Annotated in this window: 17 protein-coding genes; 6 read left to right on the top strand and 11 right to left on the bottom strand. The window is 38.2% G+C overall.

The annotated features are described in order from the left end of the window. Positions 1-241 precede the first annotated feature (241 nt). Both VEI_RS08245 and VEI_RS08250 read left to right on the top strand, forming a co-directional pair. Positions 242-1,717: an S-layer homology domain-containing protein gene (locus tag VEI_RS08245; RefSeq protein WP_059364177.1), complete on the top strand. Its 1,476-nt coding sequence runs from the start codon at positions 242-244 to the stop codon at positions 1,715-1,717. A gap of 107 nt (positions 1,718-1,824) precedes the next feature. Continuing rightward, positions 1,825-3,123, top strand: coding sequence for an S-layer homology domain-containing protein (locus VEI_RS08250; RefSeq protein WP_059364179.1), 1,299 nt, complete (start codon positions 1,825-1,827; stop codon positions 3,121-3,123). Between the two features lie 190 nt (positions 3,124-3,313). Here VEI_RS08250 and VEI_RS08255 read toward each other — a convergent pair whose 3' ends face one another. Together VEI_RS08255 and VEI_RS08260 are read right to left on the bottom strand one after the other, a co-directional pair. After that, positions 3,314-4,144, bottom strand: a complete 831-nt coding sequence (locus VEI_RS08255) for a polysaccharide deacetylase family protein (protein ID WP_059364182.1) — start codon at positions 4,142-4,144, stop codon at positions 3,314-3,316. Positions 4,145-4,154: 10 nt separating this feature from the next. Continuing rightward, positions 4,155-6,233, bottom strand: a complete 2,079-nt coding sequence (locus tag VEI_RS08260; protein ID WP_059364184.1) for an OPT family oligopeptide transporter — start codon at positions 6,231-6,233, stop codon at positions 4,155-4,157. A 354-nt stretch (positions 6,234-6,587) separates the two neighbouring features. On the opposite strand from VEI_RS08260, the gene VEI_RS08265 reads away from it, so the two are divergent. After that, positions 6,588-7,943: a class II fumarate hydratase gene (locus VEI_RS08265; protein WP_059364186.1), complete on the top strand. Its 1,356-nt coding sequence runs from the start codon at positions 6,588-6,590 to the stop codon at positions 7,941-7,943. 260 nt (positions 7,944-8,203) lie between these two features. On the opposite strand, the gene VEI_RS08270 is transcribed toward VEI_RS08265, so the two are convergent. The 4 genes from VEI_RS08270 to VEI_RS08295 form a co-directional block, all read right to left on the bottom strand. Then, positions 8,204-8,644 (bottom strand): hypothetical protein, encoded by a 441-nt coding sequence (locus VEI_RS08270; protein WP_059364187.1) that lies wholly within the window; start codon positions 8,642-8,644, stop codon positions 8,204-8,206. Positions 8,645-9,901: 1,257 nt separating this feature from the next. Beyond that, positions 9,902-11,083, bottom strand: coding sequence for a metallophosphoesterase (locus tag VEI_RS08285; protein WP_059364193.1), 1,182 nt, complete (start codon positions 11,081-11,083; stop codon positions 9,902-9,904). 69 nt (positions 11,084-11,152) lie between these two features. Then, the gene (gene mutY, locus VEI_RS08290; RefSeq protein WP_059364195.1) at positions 11,153-12,253 is read right to left on the bottom strand and encodes an A/G-specific adenine glycosylase; all 1,101 of its coding nucleotides are present in this window, start codon (positions 12,251-12,253) and stop codon (positions 11,153-11,155) included. A gap of 52 nt (positions 12,254-12,305) precedes the next feature. Beyond that, complete coding sequence (locus VEI_RS08295) at positions 12,306-12,827, bottom strand: 8-oxo-dGTP diphosphatase (protein WP_059364198.1); 522 nt, start codon at positions 12,825-12,827, stop codon at positions 12,306-12,308. A gap of 109 nt (positions 12,828-12,936) precedes the next feature. Between VEI_RS08295 and VEI_RS08300 the strand changes: the two genes are divergently transcribed. The 3 genes from VEI_RS08300 (at position 12,937) to VEI_RS08310 (ending at position 14,869) form a co-directional block, all read left to right on the top strand. Then, positions 12,937-13,707, top strand: a complete 771-nt coding sequence (locus VEI_RS08300; protein WP_059364199.1) for a DUF4931 domain-containing protein — start codon at positions 12,937-12,939, stop codon at positions 13,705-13,707. 51 nt (positions 13,708-13,758) lie between these two features. Next, entirely contained in the window at positions 13,759-14,568 is an 810-nt protein-coding gene (locus VEI_RS08305) for a metallophosphoesterase (RefSeq protein ID WP_059364201.1), read from the top strand. A gap of 70 nt (positions 14,569-14,638) precedes the next feature. Beyond that, positions 14,639-14,869 carry a hypothetical protein gene (locus tag VEI_RS08310; protein ID WP_005378024.1) on the top strand — a complete coding sequence of 77 codons (231 nt, stop codon included), beginning with the start codon at positions 14,639-14,641 and terminating at the stop codon, positions 14,867-14,869. Between the two features lie 149 nt (positions 14,870-15,018). Here VEI_RS08310 and VEI_RS08315 read toward each other — a convergent pair whose 3' ends face one another. The 5 genes from VEI_RS08315 to crcB form a co-directional block, all read right to left on the bottom strand. Continuing rightward, entirely contained in the window at positions 15,019-15,921 is a 903-nt protein-coding gene (locus VEI_RS08315) for a hypothetical protein (protein ID WP_059364202.1), read from the bottom strand. 58 nt (positions 15,922-15,979) lie between these two features. Beyond that, the gene (locus VEI_RS08320) at positions 15,980-16,228 is read right to left on the bottom strand and encodes a hypothetical protein (protein ID WP_223209360.1); all 249 of its coding nucleotides are present in this window, start codon (positions 16,226-16,228) and stop codon (positions 15,980-15,982) included. A 200-nt stretch (positions 16,229-16,428) separates the two neighbouring features. Continuing rightward, positions 16,429-16,860, bottom strand: coding sequence for a hypothetical protein (locus VEI_RS08325; protein WP_059364207.1), 432 nt, complete (start codon positions 16,858-16,860; stop codon positions 16,429-16,431). Positions 16,861-16,979: 119 nt separating this feature from the next. Continuing rightward, entirely contained in the window at positions 16,980-17,954 is a 975-nt protein-coding gene (locus VEI_RS08330; protein ID WP_059364209.1) for a molybdopterin-binding protein, read from the bottom strand. Positions 17,955-18,053: 99 nt separating this feature from the next. Continuing rightward, positions 18,054-18,431, bottom strand: coding sequence for a fluoride efflux transporter CrcB (gene crcB, locus VEI_RS08335; RefSeq protein ID WP_059364211.1), 378 nt, complete (start codon positions 18,429-18,431; stop codon positions 18,054-18,056). Positions 18,432-18,485 lie beyond the last annotated feature (54 nt).

Here is an 18,485-nt window from a genome sequence, read left to right on the forward strand (position 1 = left end):
ATCGACCAAAATTTATCACTTTTTTCTATAAATCCCTTACTTTCGCTACTTGCGAACGTTTATCAACTTCTTGTTTTTCGTACTAAATTTTCCTCATTCTCAATTGTTATACTAAAAGTAGCACTTTAATTATTATTCATCTAATTTTTATCCTTATATATTACATTTTCTTATAGTAGTGGTTATTTCATAAAAGTGCTATAATTTATGTATATAAACGTAATTCGAAAGGAGCTTTCACATGAAACTCAATAAATTGTCCCTATCTCTAGCAATTACATTGGCGCTAGGATCTACATTTGGCATGGCTCATGCACAAACTACGGCAACAGCTACGAAAGCACCTGTTGCAACAAGCACAAAAGCATCTACACAAGCACCGACTCAAAAGGCTGAAGCCCCTGTAAAAGCAAAAGAGGTTTTACCTGCTGGCGTATATCCAGACACAAAAGACAACTGGGCTCGCGACGCTATTCAAGCAATGACAGAGGCTGGTTACTTATCCGGTTATGCAGATAATACATTTCGCCCTGGTAAAAGCATCACACGCGAACAAGCCGCTACTATTTACAGCAAAGTATTGCAACACAATATGAACGAGCAAGAGCTTGCTGACCTAGTAACAAAAGAAAATGGTATTTCTTATACTGATATCGAAAACGACCGTTGGTCTAATACAGCTATTAAATTAGTAGGCGCAGCTGGTGTTATGGAAGGTACTACCAAAACTACTTTTACCCCATCTAAAGCTATGGACCGCGAAGAATTCGTTGCCTCTGCAGCTAATTTAGTTAAGAAAATCAAACCTGATACACCTGTAAAATTTGAAAAGGTTACATTTAAAGACGGTGCAAGCATTTCTAAAGCTTATGTAGCCGATATTGAATACATGGCACAACGCGGCTATGTAGCATCCGGTGCAACTACAGATTTTAATCCTAATCAACCTGTCACACGTGCACAAGCAGCGACTATCTTAAATCGCATTTTAAATGGCGAAACTGCTCCAGTTCCTAGCAAGACAACTGCTATAAAAGACGATGTAAAGCAAGATGCTAAAAAAGTGGAAAACAAAGCTAAAGCTGTAGAAAAAGACGTTGAAAAAGACATTAAAGCAGACGCAAAAAAGGCAAAAGCGGATGCAAAAAAAGCAGAAGCAGCTGCAAAAGCAGATGCGAAAAAGGTAGAAAAAGAATCTAAAGCTAATAAGGCTGATAAGATTTCCGAATCTAAAGTTGAACAAACACCTCGCATCGTTCGCCCTGTACGTCGCAGCACATTAAAACCACTCGATCAAAAACAACAAGATGCATTGGAAAACAGTGTTTTCACACAATTAAACAAAACATATAGAACACCAGAAGCATTCCAAGACTATGGTGTTATGTACTGGCGTGATAATCAATTGCATGTAGCATTAAAATCCAGTGCAGATATGGATACGGTAAAGGCTAATTTAGCAAGCCAAGGTAATTCTACAATCAACAACTACGTTGTCGTAGAACCATCACAATACAGCCAAACAGAATACGATGTAATCGAATCTAACTTCCGCAATTATTACAGCAAAAACGAAAAAGGCGGCAATGTGATTGCCATCTTCCCAGATGTGGAAAACAATCAATTATATGCTGTGGTTAGTACTGCAAGCAGAGAAACACAACAAGGTATTTCCAAGGTATTCGGTTCCAAAGTAAAAATGACTGTAAAACGCTAATTACAATTACGCGCAAACTCAACTCATGTATTACCAATACCCCCTAAAAACAGCGTTTTTTAACGCTGTTTTTGGTATATCTACAAGTATGATTAGGAAGGATATGTATGCAACAAAGATCTAAATACACATTACGGGCCCTCATCCTGTCCGCTTTAATTACTACATCTGGAATGGCACTTGCCGCCACAACTGAAACAGCGGCGCCTAATACAACGCAACCAACAGTAACGGCTACAGCAGATACATCGGCTGTAGCAATTGGGTCTGCCAATACTACCGTTGTAAATCAACAATTACGTTCTGGCGTTGTTACATCGCCAAAAGATATTCAAGATGTACGGCCATATATCTTTTCCGATGTACCAAGTGATTTTTGGGCCGCAAAATCAATTAGTGCAGTAGCAAAAGCTAAATTGATGAAAGGCTATTCTGATGGTACATTCCGACCTAATCAACCGATGACTCGTGAAGAAGTAGCCTCTCTATTCAACAATATCACCGATGATGGTGAAGCAGCATTCATTTCTAGTCACTTTAAAGATATTACCTCTGACCGTTGGTCTGCTCTGGCTATAGAATCTGTGGCTAGAAAGAATATCATCTCTGGCTATGGCGATGAAACATATAAACCTGAAAAATTCATGTCTCGCCAAGAGTTTGCTGTCGTAGCAGATAATTATCTACACTATTTAGGCTATACTACAGATGATCCTACTGTACTTGATCAGGTGGCTTATGGAGACCAAAAATTCGTAGCTCCTTGGGCTCAAGATGCAGTTCGTGAAATGGCATACTTAGGATTTACTAACTACGCACCTGGAACAATGTTTAATCCAGAAAAATACGTTACTCGTGCAGAGGCCGCAGAAATCTCTTATCGCATGACACAAACACCACAAGCATTAGCATTCCATAACGCATTATATCGTCAACAAGTAGAAACTAAAACAGCGTCTATCATTAGCCAAGCCCTTCATTATGGACAAGACTTTACACAATTTAGAAATGATGGGGCCCTCTTCTGGAAAGACGGTAAATTGCACACTACCGTAGTAGAGAAAAAACAATTTGATATTGTTAGTACAGCACTAAAAAATGCCCAAGATCCACAGCTTGATATGGCTCTTATCTTGAGCCAAGGCAAATTGACACAAGCCCAATTAGAGGACTTCCAATCTGATGCATTAGCAATCTATGAAGCAAAAGAGCCTCAAGGCAAAATCATCAGCATTCTACCTAATGATGATGCATCTGTATTGGTCATCACTGCTGATTCTGTACAAGCGGGTACAACAAAAGCATTTAAAAAGAAATTTGGCAAAAAGGTAATGCTTCAAACGCCACCTACGGAAACGCCGGCTACAACCATTCAATTCCCATTACCATTAAAACCAACTAAATAATCTATTAGGCAGCCCTTTGGGGCTGTCTTTTTTCAGCAAATTTTCATCGCACAAAAAAATTCCCTCCGCCTCTAGGCGGAGGGAGTTTCTCGTAAGTATTAAATTGTTTGCCACATAAAACAGTCTGTTTACCCTTTTGGTGCCATGCACCTTGCATTGTTTTCAATACAGACACATATAGTTAGTTTTGTTATTTGGTCACATCATTTTGACGGTCACGCAAATTGCCAACTGGCACATACACAGTACCAGCACTATGGATTGTATCCACATCTTGTTGAAGAATCATTACTACTGAATAATCTTCTGTTGTGTAGAATTCAGTTGGCATCTTGTCGAATGAAACATCCGCACCAACTGCATCTTTCACTTGTTGATTATTGTTAATAGCATTAACGAGTTCTTTCTTATTCAATCCACCAAGATCATACAAGGATAATTGACGACCTGTTGTAGTATTGAACGTAAAGCCTTTTACATAATTTACACCATTTGCATCACCATCACGCATAGTATAGGTGTGAATTAAAACACTAAAGATACCGTTTTTATCCGTTTTTACATCATAGTACATGATGACATTCGTCTTATTAGCATCTTTTTCGTTTAATTTTTGAGTATCATTTTGAACCTTGGAAACGTATTTCTTAATCGTTGTATTGATGGCCTTTTCAACGATAGGGCTAACAGATTTAACCGTTGGGAATACGAGTTTCAAATGATCTGTAGTCGCATCTACGGGAGATACGCCTACCTCTTTACGATCCATATAGCGATCTGCATTTGGTGCTACTACTTCGATAGTGCCACGATCAGTTTTGTTAGCTACGGAACGTAGTTTTTTGTTTTGCTCAGGTGTAGCTGTGCTAGAAACACGATACGTTACATCGTAACGATCGTTTTGAGTTTCTATAACCGCACCATTATCCTTTGTTACAGGAATCGCTTCGCTAGCGGCTGCCAAAGATGTGAGTGGCAATGCGGCAGCCATCATGATGAGAACAGTCTGTTTTAATTTCATGGTTAACCTCTTACTTTGCTTGTTCTTGCTCTGCTTTCATAGCAAGAGCTTCTTCTTTATCGAATTTGTGAGTTACAACACGACGAACAAGGTAGAGACCAGCGAAAATGAAAGCAAGTAGACCTAACCAACCAGCTGTGCTTTCAAATTCAGGACCTACTAATTGAAGTGGAGATTCTCCACCACCAGTTGTAACTGACAATACAATAATAACAGCTATGATTACACCAATCAAGCTTTCACCAACAATCAAACCGGACGCAAATAGAACGCCACGACGATTGGATTGTTCCACATCGTATTCAGCCAATTCGCCAGCACGCATTTTAGCGCGAGCAATGAGATAACGGCCTACGAAATAGCTCATGAAAGAACCAACAATTAGAGGTACTTCCAATGTTGGAGGTAAATAGATACCCATACCAACAGCCAATGGAGGTAATGTTAAGGAAGCAGTTGTGCTCTTAAGAATTACGTTAACAATGATAGCTACGATACCAACAACAACACCAATCAAGATGTAATTCCAATCCATGCTAGAGTTGAAGATACCTTGTGCGATTGTAGTCATCAAAGTTGCTTGAGGAGCAGACAATGCAGCATTTGGATCCATTTCAGCACGAGGTAAAGCGCCTGTGAAGCCATATGCTTGGTATAACAAGTTAAGAACTGGAGCAATTGCAACTGCACCGGCTACGGAACCAAGTAACAACGCAATTTGTTGACGCCAAGGTGTAGCACCAACGAGTTGACCAGTTTTCAAGTCTTGCAAGTTATCGTTAGAGATAGATGCAATGGCGATAACTACGGATGTCATAAAGATAGCCATAGCTGTAGCAAATTGAACACCAGCCTCTGTAGCGAACAAGTTATTTTCAGAAGCGATGAAGTACACCACTAGAGAAGAAATAATAGTCGCCAAGATACCAATACCAGAGATTGGAGATGCAGATGTACCAATAAGACCTGCCATGTAACCACAAGCTGCTGCTACGAAGAAGCCGATTAATAAAGCTACTACAACGCCAACAACAACAAGAGTCCACATTAAACCTGCACTAATAGGTACAGCGGATACGAAATCCCAGAATGTAATAACTAAGCCTACAAGAATAACGGCAAATGTTAACATTACAGATTTCGTACTCATATCTGTATCCATGCGATGCAATTCACGTTCTGCAGTACTGCCACTCATGGATTGTAAGGAGATTTTCATACCTTCGATGATAGGTTTAATCAAAGTAATCAAAGTCCAAATCGCTGCGATACCGATAGCACCAGCACCGATGAAACGAACTTTTTCTTTCCAAACGCCCATAGCGAATTTAGCAGTTACGCCACCATCTGGAGCAAGTGCATTTGTCAAATAAGGTACAAAGCCAGCCCAAGCGATGAGAACACCAACTAGGATAGCGATACCAGATGCGATACCGATAAGGTAACCAGCACCTAACAATGCGGTGGAGAAGCCCAATGGAATTTGAGTAATACCTTTACCAACAGGGAGCCAGAAGCTCATGCTGTCGCCAAGTACTTTAAAACCATTTGCACAAAGACTGATGATACCAGCTACAGCACCACCAGATACGATGTCTGTCATACCGGAACCAGATTTGCTAGTTTCACCACTGTGAGAGCCTACTTTCAAAATTTCAGCTGCTGCACGGCCTTCTGGATATGGTAGGTCACTGTTCACTACCATAGCACGACGCAATGGAATGGTGAATAATACACCGAGAGAACCACCGCATGCGCAGATCAAGAATGTTTGCCAGAACGGAAAACCTTGCCAATAGCCAAGCATTAATAAACCTGGCAAAATAAAAATAATTGCAGATAAGGTACCAGCCGCAGATGCTTGCGTTTGTACCATGTTATTTTCAAGAACGTTAGAATCCTTGAAAAAACGTAAAATCGCCATTGAAATAATGGCTGCCGGGATGGATGACGAGAATGTCAACCCGACCTTCAAACCTAAGTATACGTTAGATGCTGTAAAAATTAGGGTAATCAGTGCCCCTAGTAACATCCCACGAAACGTAAGTTCCGGCAAATGAAGGTCATGGCTCATAAAATCGTGTTTCATAAGTACTTACCTCCGCTAAAAAAAATAACTATAAGCTATCTCCATTTTAACGTGTTAAAGCGATGTTGACAATAAAAATCCCTATATTCTGATTATGTATACACGGTAGAAAATAATATGTACCAAAAAACTCCCACTACGCCGCCCCATCCATCGTCCTGTCATTATAAAATTTTGAGAACCTTTAACCTTTCACCTGTATAAGAATACTATGTATAAAGGTAATTATATCCCCTTAATTATATCTAATTGGTATTTATTATCATTTTCTATTATATTTTTTCTTTTTATAGCATATAATAAAAAAGAACCGACAATATGGTCGGCATGTCTTTTAAGGAGGTTGTAAACATTATGGAAACAAGAATTGAATATGATTCAATGGGACCAGTCGAAGTCGACGCTAGACGAATTTACGGACCTCAAACGCAACGCTCGTTCAATAATTTTAAAATCGGTGATCACCGCATTCCTATTGAACAAATCAAAGCGCTTGCGCTTGTAAAAAAAGCATGTGCTTTAACTAATGCTAAGTGTGGCGCAGTAACTGAGGAAAAAGCAAAGCTCATCGCTCAAGTAGTAGATGAGATTGTAGACGGCAAATGGGATGATGAGTTCCCGTTAACGGTATTCCAAACAGGTTCTGGCACACAAACTAATATGAATGTGAACGAGGTAATCGCTCACCGGGCTAAACAGTTAGATGAAAGCAACCCGCTCCATCCTAACGACGATGTAAACCGCGGTCAAAGCACAAACGATACATTCCCTACGGCAATGCATATCTGCGCGTACTTTGAAATTACAAAACGCGTAATCCCTGCATTAGACGGACTTATCGCATCCTTCGAGAAATTGCAAGAAAAAGGTAAAGGCTTGCAAAAAGTTGGTCGTACACATCTACAAGATGCAACTTTCATCATGGTGGACCAAGAAATCAGCGCCTTTGTGGACGGCTTAAAAACTGCTAAAACTATGCTCGTTCAAAACGCTGACAACCTACTCGACGTAGCCCTTGGCGGCACTGCGGTCGGCACAGGTGTAAACACGCCTAAAGGCTATCTAGACGTTATGGAAACTGTATTGCCAGAGGTAACAGGCGCTCCATTCCGCGTGAAGAATAACAAATTCCAAGGACTCGCTCTTAAAGATGCGTTCATGATGGCTCACGGTGCACTTAACACATTGGCTACAACACTATTCAAAATCGCTAACGACGTTCGCTTCTTAGGCTCTGGCCCTCGTTGCGGCTATGGCGAATGGCATCTACCTGAAAACGAACCGGGCTCCTCCATCATGCCAGGCAAGGTAAATCCTACACAATGTGAAGCTTTGACCATGGTATGCGCCCAAGTATTTGGCCATAATACAACTATAACGCTCTGTGCAGGCAGCGGTGCGTTCCAATTGAACGTGTACATGCCTATCATGATTTATGACTTTGTTGAAAGCTGTCGCCTCCTTGCAGATGCGATGAAATCTTTCACAACACACTGCATCGACGGCGTAGAATTCGTACCTGAAAAACTCAACTTCTTCGTAGAACAATCCCTTATGATTGCTACATCCCTAACACCATACATCGGCTACGATAAGAGTGCTAAGGTCGTAAAAGAAGCATACAAACGCGGTTGCTCTATTAAAGAAATCATCTTGGAAGAAAAACTCATGACCGAAGACGAATTTGCTGAAGCAGTTCGCATGAAATAAACCTCTCACATCTCTTTGACATATCTATAACATCCTCTCATACCTCAAATGAACGGAAAATAAAAGGACGCAATAGTCTTGAAATCTTCAGTAAAACTTATTACTGAAGGATAGACTATTGCGTCTTTTTGGGTTTTATATGTCTTATAGCAACATTACATATAGATTAACGAAATTCTACAATAATGCACCTTTAAAAGCATCATTTTAAACATAAAATACATTCCAATCAAAGAACTACCTTATGCTATCCACATTCATTATAATGATTCAAATATAATTCTATCTGCTTCACTAATTTGATTTAGATCATCTTTTATAGATATAGAATTACCATAAACACGTTTTAAGTGATTAATGCTATCAATATCCTCTATTATATTATCAGTATCATAAAATGAGTAATTGGGTATCTTTAAAATATCTATGCCTATTGGTGTTAATAAAACCCTAGTATAACCCGAATCTCCTTTTACATATAAATATGGAAATACAACCTTATGAGAAATTTTAGAAAATTCCAATCTAGTTTTATATGTGCTATCCTCTAGCATTCCACCAAACACAATTCGATAGCGACCTAAACTATAAGAATCTACTAGTTCGGTATGTGTTCCATAAAAATTTAAATAAATTATACTAAGTCCCACTAAAAAACATATGGCTAATATTTTATATATTGGAATCCTTATGTTATTCATGATATCTTACCTCATCTATCTTTTTATATTTTCCATATTTCTTATTTTATAATTCTACTGTAGGTCTTCCCAGTTCATTAGGCTCAATTATGACTTCATTACATATTTAATAATAAGAAATCCTAAAACATAAAATATTCCTACACCAAGATATACATATGGTAATGAGCTTAATAATCCATTAATTGGAATACCATTTAAAAGACGATATAAAATCAAAATTATAGGAAATATAATAGCTACGATTATAATACTATAAAAGAAAAACTTAAAAATACTTTTCACTTTACTGTCTCCATCAAACAAAAGAACTCTATATAAATACTCTTCTATACTCCACTTTTTACGTTTCTATTACCTCATAAGTTTTATAGCTATTACTACCGTAAAAAATACGATTAGAAAAACATATTCATATTGAATAGATTATTAATCTCTTTAAATCCATTTCGTTTAAATACTTGTATTAATAACTTTACTTGTTTATGACTTAACAGATATAAAAGTATGTGGAATACTATCACCGCTAGTATTGTTGCTTTTAGATTTCCTTCGTATCCACCAGTGATCATTGAGTAGATAAAGGCTATATCCATAAGAATAAGCGGAATAGTACATATAATAACCTTGTAGATAAAAAATTTACTATACATTAATCTACACCTATAAAATAGCCCTGCAATAACAAATGCTTCAATCTAGTCAATCATTCAATTAAATATCATCCACAATAATATGGCTGTCATGAAATATAAATAATACCGAAAAACCTTTGCATTAGAATAGCTTTTTGAGGATTTAAGTTTGAATGTTGAAATAATTTCAACAATAAATAAAATACCTACATTTACATAGAGTAAACTAAGGTAATCAACTAAATCAGGAATAAAAAATGTTTGCACTATGAGAAAAAGACTTGCCGGAATCCCTAAGCCTAAAAAAAGAGTATATAGAGTTGGGAATTTCAACTCCATATTACTTTTTAAAATATAAATTCTGAACAACCTAAATATATAATAAGTAAATAAACCTACAGGAACTCCAATTTTATAAATAGACAACGGAATCATCTGTTAACACACTCGCTTCTGCACTCAACATTATTAAAAGTTCATTTCTAATATATCACAACTCTTATATAACTTCATATAATAAAACGAGGTATCGTATTCCAAATACAATACCTCGTTTTATTATGAACTTTAATCATCTAAAATTGCTTAAATATTATAGCTATTAATATAGCAAAGCCACTACCTAAGCTACTCCGTCAAAGAACGTAATAACCGTAATTTCTCTCGGACAGTTAATACGAATAGGGAACCAGTGTCCAGATCCGTTATTGACGTAGCATACGCTATTTTTCTCTGTATAGCGACCTTTTACATATGGTGTACCAATCGGTACCCAAGGCATACCAAAGAGGATAATTTGTCCACCATGAGTATGGCCTGACAAGGTTAATGGCACATTGCGTTCGATGGCTTCATCAAAGAATTCTGGATGGTGAGCCAACAGAATAACAAAGGCATTATTAGGGATACCGGACAATGCCTTATCAATCATGGCTTCACGGTTTTCTTTACGCCGTTCATTGTCATAGGATACGCCAGCAATATAGACCGGTTGTTTACCACCCATGATTTGGATGTTATCATTAATCAATACGTTTAATGGCGTTTTTGTTTTAATATCATCAACGATTTTATTGACATCGTGATGGAATTCATGATTGCCAAGGATATAGTCTACGCCATCAGGAATTTGTTTTGCAAATACCTTTAAGCGATCACAAACTTCAGGTAGCCATTGTATCTTGTCGATAAGGTCACCGGTGATGACAACGCGGTTTGGGTGTTCTAATAGTGCTAATCGCAAGATTTCGTCAAAGTCATCTAGGTCGATGCTTGGCCCAATATGGATATCACTGAGTTGTACAATCTTATAGTCTGCAAGTCCTGACGGTAGATTGGTATAACCAAAGCTTTCATGGGTTACAACGATTTCTCGTTGTCCTTCATAGGCAGCATAACCAGCACCACCCATGGCAGCCAAAGGTAAAAGGGTACCTACGGTTCTAAAGAAAGCTCGGCGCCCAGTCCGTTCTTCGACGGGAACCTTATGGGAGATGCGGTTTACCAGTGCATAGATCAAGGCCAATACAATGAAAACTGGTATACACAAGAATATGGCGAATACTACGCCATAGCTTTCCGTTCTAAACAAGTTAAGCCATTCATACCATGGTGTGCCGTATAGATCAACTTGGTATAAGAAATAGTATCGCACCGCGCAGAACCAACCAGCGACTACCAAAATATAGGCCAGCCATGCAGGCCATAGTTTTTTCGGTTTCCATAAATAGAGGTACAATCCCCAAAAGCCTAGAAAGGCTATGGCTAGCACCACGAGAAACACAGTATTTATAATTAATTGCATATACGCTCCTAACTGTATATCAAGTAATGGCTAATACATTGAGATAAAATCAGTGTTCGTCTCATAAATTTATTCTACAATAGGACATAATTCTGTCAATTTACCATGAGGTCCCGCCCAAGCATAATCGGCGAATTCCTCCCGTTTGATAAGCATCCAATCCTTCGGTAATTGCTTTTGTATCGTTTCAATTGATGTATGGTCTCCAGTATACTGCAAATCGCCTCGAAAGGCCTTCATAAACCATTTGCGATGAGAAAATACATGAGTTAATTCTTTCACAATAACCGGTTGCAAGGATAGTTCAAATCCCAACATTCCTACAAGTTCTGTTACCCCAGATTCTGCCGCATCATAGGAATCCGCATTTTCTACAGATGGAAATTCCCACATGGAACGCAACAGGCCTCGATTAGGGCGTTTATGTAGTAAATAATAGTCACCATAGCTGAGGATGCCTACAAAAACAGGCACATCTACAACCTTTGTTTTCTTGATACGCACAGGCAATTGATCGGTTACATTATGTTGGTACGCATGACATATATTGACGATAGGGCACTCACCGCAGCGTGGCGTCTTAGGGATACATACGGCTGAACCAAAGTCCATCAAGGCTTGGTTAAAATCGCCTGGTCTATCATGAGGTAACGTATCCTCTACAATAGCAGTTATGGCCTTCTTGCCCTTTGTACCCAAAATATCATCGAATATGCCGTACAAACGAGCATAGATACGTAACACATTGCCATCAACAGCTACCTCTGGTTCGCCATAGGCCATGGATAGCACAGCACCTGCCGTATAGGAGCCTACGCCTTTTAGAGATTCCATTTCCTTCCGATTATGAGGCACAACACCACCATAATTATTCACCACATCTTGTACGCCTAGGCGTAGATTCCGAGCACGGCTATAATAACCAAGGCCTTGCCAAGCGTGGACCACTTCATCTTCGGATGCCTTTGCCAACTCTTCTAATGTAGGAAACAAACGCATCCAGTTGTCATAATAGGGCTTCATCGCCTCAATGCGGGTCTGTTGGCTCATCACCTCAGACACCCATACCTTATAAGGGTCGCCGCAGTCACGCCACGGCAAATCCCGCTTATTCACATCATACCACGCCAACAACTGTGGCACCCACTTGGGGTTATTCATCTCTTTCATAGTTCCTCAATATAGGTGTATGTGAAAGCACTACCTATACTTTCACTACACTCTATTCATTAATATATACATCAATACGGGCCAACAGTTCACTTTCCATGACTGTGTCGACCTCTGTTAAACGCATGTCCTCAACATGACTGTTATCTGGACCAAAACGGATAGGCCCTTTCAACAACTTGCCCTCTAATAGCATAGGAAGCCACGTACGGTCCCCTTCCCACATATGCTCATAAGGGACATCGGCCAATGTAAACCAATGCGGCTCCATCTCGTCTGATTCAATGGGGTTTACATCGGTAACACGCACAAAATATACATAGCCCACATGGGTTAAACTTTCATCATAAGGAAACTGAAAGTCAAAAAGGGCGACGCATTCTAGATTAGACGCATCAACGCGTATGCCTGATTCCTCATATAATTCGCGCACAGCGCATTGGCGAAAGCTTTCACCAGCATTGATTTTACCGCCAAATCCATTATATTTATCAGCGCCAAAGCCGCGTTTCTTTCGGCCCAGCAAAATTCTATGTTGTTCGTCTATGGGAAATACCAAGGTTGTAGGTTTCATATGACCTCCTATAATTTGGTAAAGATTATAAATATATTATACCATTATTTCATGTGTAGTACTGTCATTTATGGTATGATTAAAGATATGAGATGAAAGGAGGCGCACCATGAACGAACCACTTATATTTGACATTGCACTAGGGCGTACAAAGCCTGTAAATATGCGTGACGCAAGTGTGCGCTGTCCATTCTGCGACCGGTCAAATTTAACAGATATTCTGGCTCAAGATGGTCATATCATATGGCTCATGAATAAATACCCAGTTCTCAAGGATACATGGCCTACGGTTATTATCGAAACAGAAGGCGATCAAGGGGAATTATCTACCCTCTCTCTCGACGAAGCAACACGTATTATTCAATTTGGCATGGATAAATGGCATGAAACAATTAGCACCAAAGAATTTGAATCCGTTCTATTCTTTAAAAATCACGGCCCCATGTCTGGCGGTTCTATACGCCACCCACATAGCCAGATTATAGGCCTACGCACCTATGATTATCACGAGGATATTACCGTTGAAAACATGAACGGCTGGTTGTTACACGAAGATCAGGATATTCGCATTACCTTATCCAAACACCCTATTATAGGATTCTTTGAATATAATTTACGTTTTAAACCAGATACACCTGCTAAATCTATTACCATGCGTTTACAACAAACTGTGCGCTACGTACTAGATAGCTTAGCAAAATATTCCCAGTCTTATAACTATTTCTTCTACCAACTAGAGGACGGTTACGAATATATCAAGGTAATTCCTCGCTATATTACAACGCCGCTCTACGTGGGCTATAAAATTCCACAAACATGCAACGATGAACGAGCTGCTAAGATTTTGCGGAATATTACCCCCTATTTTGAATTAAAATAAGAGTTCTCTACTACGAGTTCCGTAGGTTAGAGGACTCTAGTAAGGATATATATGAACATTTACGCCATTGGAGACCTTCATCTATCAGGTAATCCACCTACTAAGCCGATGAACATATTCGGTCCCCACTGGGACAATCATTGGCAACGTATAAAAGAACATTGGCTCACCACCGTCACCGATGAGGACATTATCTTTCTTGTTGGTGATATGAGCTGGGCTTTGCGCCTCGATGAAGCGCTTTATGACCTCAAGGAAATCGCTAGCCTTCCGGGCCAAAAATTTATGATTCGTGGCAACCACGATTATTGGTGGTCCTCTGTCAACAAAATGAAAAATGCCATGGGCGATGCTATAACCTTTTTACAAGGCCACGGTACTGCCCGTATCATCAATCTCACCACTCAGGTTAATGCTTTAACTGGTGAAAGCCAGTCTACCGAACATCAATGTATCTTAGCCTTTGGTGGCACCCGCGGATATATTTGTCCTGATGATGCTAGCTTTGAACCGGATACAGATCAATCTATCTATGACAGAGAAGTTATGCGTACCGAAGCGGCATTGCAGGAAATGGAACACGCTATCCAAGCGTTGCAAAAGGAACACGGTGAAACAGAGAATACAGATGAGCCACTACCTGTAACACGTATTTTACTGTTACATTATCCACCATTCAACGAAAACAACGCCCCATCAGGCTTTACAGACCTCATGGAGCGCTATCATGTAGATATATGTATATTTGGCCATTTACACGACCAAATTTCATTCAAACGAATCCCAACTACATACGGAAATACTAAATTAGAACTCGTTTCTGCAGACTATGCAGAATTTAAAATACAAAAAATACTGTAATCAAGATTCTTATGTTACATCATATGTGAAACATTGAGATTTATAAATACAATACGATATAAGGAGCATTATGAGTCGCATTCATAAAGAGCATTTACAAGCAGGCTATATCTTCGGCGATACAATCAATCAAGAATATATCTATTTGCCATCCGGCGAGGTAGGCACAGACCATCCATTGGCGGTCCTCGAAACGCCTACAAAACGAGAGGACCTTACATTGGATGAAGCGGTTCATATGATTGATACGCTAACATTAAAACGTTGTAGCCACCCTACATTAGGTAAAAAATCATTTTAATAACAAAAGGGAATTACAAATAGATGTTGGGTTGAGGTGATGCCATTTCTTGGGATGATTTGCATAACTATGACAAATTATCTTTTAATATTTGGGATTAAAGTACCAACACGTTTTGTCCTATAACCCGAGAAAACCTCCATCCTAGCTCATCGACTTATAATGAAATTAGCCTGACTATTAATTACATCTTGAAAATGACTTAATAGTTGTTCATCATAATCCGTATTTATATATTTGATATTCAGATAGCCCTTTCTTTTCTCTTTTAGACTTAATTCTACAAACTTTACTTGTTTTAAATCTAAATAAAAGATTGAAAATGTAGAGGCATTAACACCGTACTTTAAACTATCTAAAAAACCAGATGTACTAATTAGTTCAGGATTAGATGTATTCGGTAAAACTTGAACTATAGCAATATTATCTACAATGCCTTTAATCCCTAAACGTCTAGAAAATAAATTATGAATTTCAACGTTCAAATAATCTACATAAAATCTATCATTAGAAAATAAGTTTTGAGCCGGCCAGCTATTATACACTAAATATTCATTAGTTATAATACTACTATAATCAGCCGCTAAATCTAATCTTATTAGATCTGCAGTTTCTAAATTCAATTGATAAAATCCATTAGATGTATTAAAAACTATAGTATTTTTATCATTCCATACTTGATAAATGCTATAGTTTTTGCCAGTATATATATGATATTTTTGAATTTTATCACTAGAAGTATTTATTAAATACCAATCTACATGTATACCATTGCGTACTTTTTGAATAAAAAACAAGTTACTTTTAGACCAGAATACATCAGTTATTATATTATCTGCATTTGATTTTATTGGTGAGATATCGAAAATATATTGTCTATTTATATTTTGTGAATCATAAAATACCACATTTTTATCAATAACCACTATAGATCCTTTATATTGATTCTCATGTTTATCACAAAATATATTACTTACTACTAAAAATAGTATCAAAATCAGTAAACCTATTAAAACTAAAACCCCACCCAAGCGTAAGCATTTATATATCATTTATTCTACCTTGTTCCATACGAAGCCATTGTCACACCTACATCAAATGACTTCCCAATTATACTATTAATAGTTCGATAAAAACATTAGTCTCATAATCATGTCCAACAATACGATTCTTGCTTATTTCATTCCAGTCTATATTTTGTTTTGAAAGTATCCCTTTAACATCGTCAATTGTAAGAGAGTCATACGTAATTTCAAGACTATTATTTTGAGCTGCTCTACCAGATGCATAATACTTTTCATTTACTTTTTTCAAGGATATAGTTTCTAATTTTTGCTCATACAATTGAAGACTTTGCATTTGCTCTGGCCTTTTAATATACGAATAAAGCTGAATGTTCTCCATTTATACTATAGGAAAACCCAAATCCAGATGGTCGTTTGTCGCCAATTCTAATGACCTCTATTGCTACAGACACGACATTCTTTCTTTTTTATAGTAGGCCCTCTAGTTAAAAGTAATCTACTAAATAAAGGGTATATTAATCAAAACCAATTTAATTATAAATGCAATAGTTCTAACCAATTATTACGTGCTAACACTACAATATATCCATCATTTAATGGATCCTTTGTTACATATACTCTATATAATTCATTTTCATATACATAACGATTCTTAGTTTGGTCAACTAACGTCCAATTCCCACTTATAGGTTTTATTGATTTTATATCTTTATGTAATGAATCTTTCCTTATTTTAATTGCTAAGCCTTTTGATAAAAGAGTTCTTCTGTTCGCCTCATATACTTCACTAGTAATCATGTATTGTTCTCGAGGAAAATATGCATTTAAAGCTTGCGTCAGTTCTACTCTAGACTGCTCAACTTTATCATTATAAAAAAAATTGTAGCTTAATCCACAAATTAGCCATATAAAAGAGCAGCCTAAAAATAAGTACCAAAAAACAGAGTAAATTGTTTTTAACTTCATCACTAAAAGTCCTTTATATTGCATACTGTTACATACTGTTTTTAATAATAATAAATAATCATAAATTCATTTGTAAATATCCATTTTTCTATAAGCATTTCATTGATCATTGTAACTTCTTATCCTAAGAACCCACCATGCCCCATACAGATACAATCTTCTTTTGTAATTTTATCGTCTGCGATGAGCCGTGGCACGATTTCATCAAAGGCCGTTGGTTTGCTAAACAATACACCGCCTGGTACGCCTAAAATTGGTGTGCCATCAGCACAGTATGCAATGCACACCATAGAGCCTGGCAGTACAGGTAATCCGTATGTCACTACGCGATCTGCGTAGCGTTTAATGGCGCCTGGTGTTAAATCATCAGGATCTACGCTCATACCGCCGGTACAGAATATAATGTCTACACCCGCTGCTTTCACCTTATCGATGGCTGCCACAATGTCGTCCGTGTTATCTGTTACGATTTCATGGGCGATTTTTTTCACCCCAAATTCTGCACAACGTTCTTCGATAATAGGTGTAAACGCATCTTTAATGTGTCCTTCAAATACTTCAGAACCTGTTGTAACGATGCCCATTGTTTTGCGCACGAATGGCTTAATAGTTAAGATAGGTCCACCTATTTTTTGAGCCTCTGTTATTTGTTGTTCTTCTAGCAATAATGGAATACAACGCATACCGGCGATTTTATCGCCTGCTTTTACGGGCGTATTATTCAATTTTGTAACGATGGTCAATTCGCCGATGCTATTGATAGCGTATAGTTTATCTACATCGACCTTGAGTAGACCATCTACATCGGCGATGGCCTCAATTTTACCTTGTGCCATAGGACCATCGTGCATATGGTCACCCTTTGCGATAGTATACAAGGCACGGGCCACGTCTTCTTCGTGGAGGAAACCTTCATCTTCTGGTTCCATCACATAAATATGTTCTTTACCAAGATCGAGTAATTTTGGCACATCTGCTTCTGTAATCACATGGCCGCGGCGAAATGGCGTATCCTTCACCTCGCCGATAACAATGCGTACAATATCGTGTACCAAAGCATGCCCCACAGCATCTTGTACGTTTATTTCTTTCATAGTTTAACCTTTCAACATAGATTCTATTTTATGCATAGCAAACGTAATATATGGTAATACATTTACTATATCATATGGATGATAGCGGCTAATATGCATTTACGCACATACGAGTTTGGCAAACCACATACCGATGGCACAGAGTACTAAACCTCCTAAAATTTGTACAGCACCATAGAATAGTACATCCCCAAAGTCACCAGCCGTCAATAATTGCAATAGTTCAAAGGCAAATGTGGAAAACGTCGTAAAAGCCCCAAGTCCACCAACGACCAAGAAAAACCGAACCCATTGAGGCCAATCAGGTCTACACAGATAGGCACCTAAGATGATGCCTATAATCAAACAACCGATTAAATTAACTACAATCGTGCCAAATGGATACGGTCCTAACCGTGCCATTACCCATTCGCCTACCATCGATCGCGCTAGTGCTCCTAAGGCACCACCGCAGGCGATAGCCATATATTTTTCCATAATAGTACTCCATCACTTTAACGATTCGTGTAATTATCATATATACATAATAAT

Source organism: Veillonella tobetsuensis (assembly GCF_001078375.1).
Taxonomy (GTDB): domain Bacteria; phylum Bacillota; class Negativicutes; order Veillonellales; family Veillonellaceae; genus Veillonella; species Veillonella tobetsuensis.

Excerpts from the sequence above, each read along its gene's own strand:
- VEI_RS08245 (WP_059364177.1), top strand. The coding sequence starts at position 242 with ATGAAACTCAATAAATTGTCCCTATCTCTAGCAATTACATTGGCGCTA.
- VEI_RS08250 (WP_059364179.1), top strand. The coding sequence starts at position 1,825 with ATGCAACAAAGATCTAAATACACATTACGGGCCCTCATCCTGTCCGCT.
- VEI_RS08255 (WP_059364182.1), bottom strand. The coding sequence starts at position 4,144 with ATGAAATTAAAACAGACTGTTCTCATCATGATGGCTGCCGCATTGCCA.
- VEI_RS08260 (WP_059364184.1), bottom strand. The coding sequence starts at position 6,233 with ATGAAACACGATTTTATGAGCCATGACCTTCATTTGCCGGAACTTACG.
- VEI_RS08265 (WP_059364186.1), top strand. The coding sequence starts at position 6,588 with ATGGAAACAAGAATTGAATATGATTCAATGGGACCAGTCGAAGTCGAC.
- VEI_RS08270 (WP_059364187.1), bottom strand. The coding sequence starts at position 8,644 with ATGAATAACATAAGGATTCCAATATATAAAATATTAGCCATATGTTTT.
- VEI_RS08285 (WP_059364193.1), bottom strand. The coding sequence starts at position 11,083 with ATGCAATTAATTATAAATACTGTGTTTCTCGTGGTGCTAGCCATAGCC.
- mutY (WP_059364195.1), bottom strand. The coding sequence starts at position 12,253 with ATGAAAGAGATGAATAACCCCAAGTGGGTGCCACAGTTGTTGGCGTGG.
- VEI_RS08295 (WP_059364198.1), bottom strand. The coding sequence starts at position 12,827 with ATGAAACCTACAACCTTGGTATTTCCCATAGACGAACAACATAGAATT.
- VEI_RS08300 (WP_059364199.1), top strand. The coding sequence starts at position 12,937 with ATGAACGAACCACTTATATTTGACATTGCACTAGGGCGTACAAAGCCT.
- VEI_RS08305 (WP_059364201.1), top strand. The coding sequence starts at position 13,759 with ATGAACATTTACGCCATTGGAGACCTTCATCTATCAGGTAATCCACCT.
- VEI_RS08310 (WP_005378024.1), top strand. The coding sequence starts at position 14,639 with ATGAGTCGCATTCATAAAGAGCATTTACAAGCAGGCTATATCTTCGGC.
- VEI_RS08315 (WP_059364202.1), bottom strand. The coding sequence starts at position 15,921 with ATGATATATAAATGCTTACGCTTGGGTGGGGTTTTAGTTTTAATAGGT.
- VEI_RS08320 (WP_223209360.1), bottom strand. The coding sequence starts at position 16,228 with ATGCAAAGTCTTCAATTGTATGAGCAAAAATTAGAAACTATATCCTTG.
- VEI_RS08325 (WP_059364207.1), bottom strand. The coding sequence starts at position 16,860 with ATGAAGTTAAAAACAATTTACTCTGTTTTTTGGTACTTATTTTTAGGC.
- VEI_RS08330 (WP_059364209.1), bottom strand. The coding sequence starts at position 17,954 with ATGAAAGAAATAAACGTACAAGATGCTGTGGGGCATGCTTTGGTACAC.
- crcB (WP_059364211.1), bottom strand. The coding sequence starts at position 18,431 with ATGGAAAAATATATGGCTATCGCCTGCGGTGGTGCCTTAGGAGCACTA.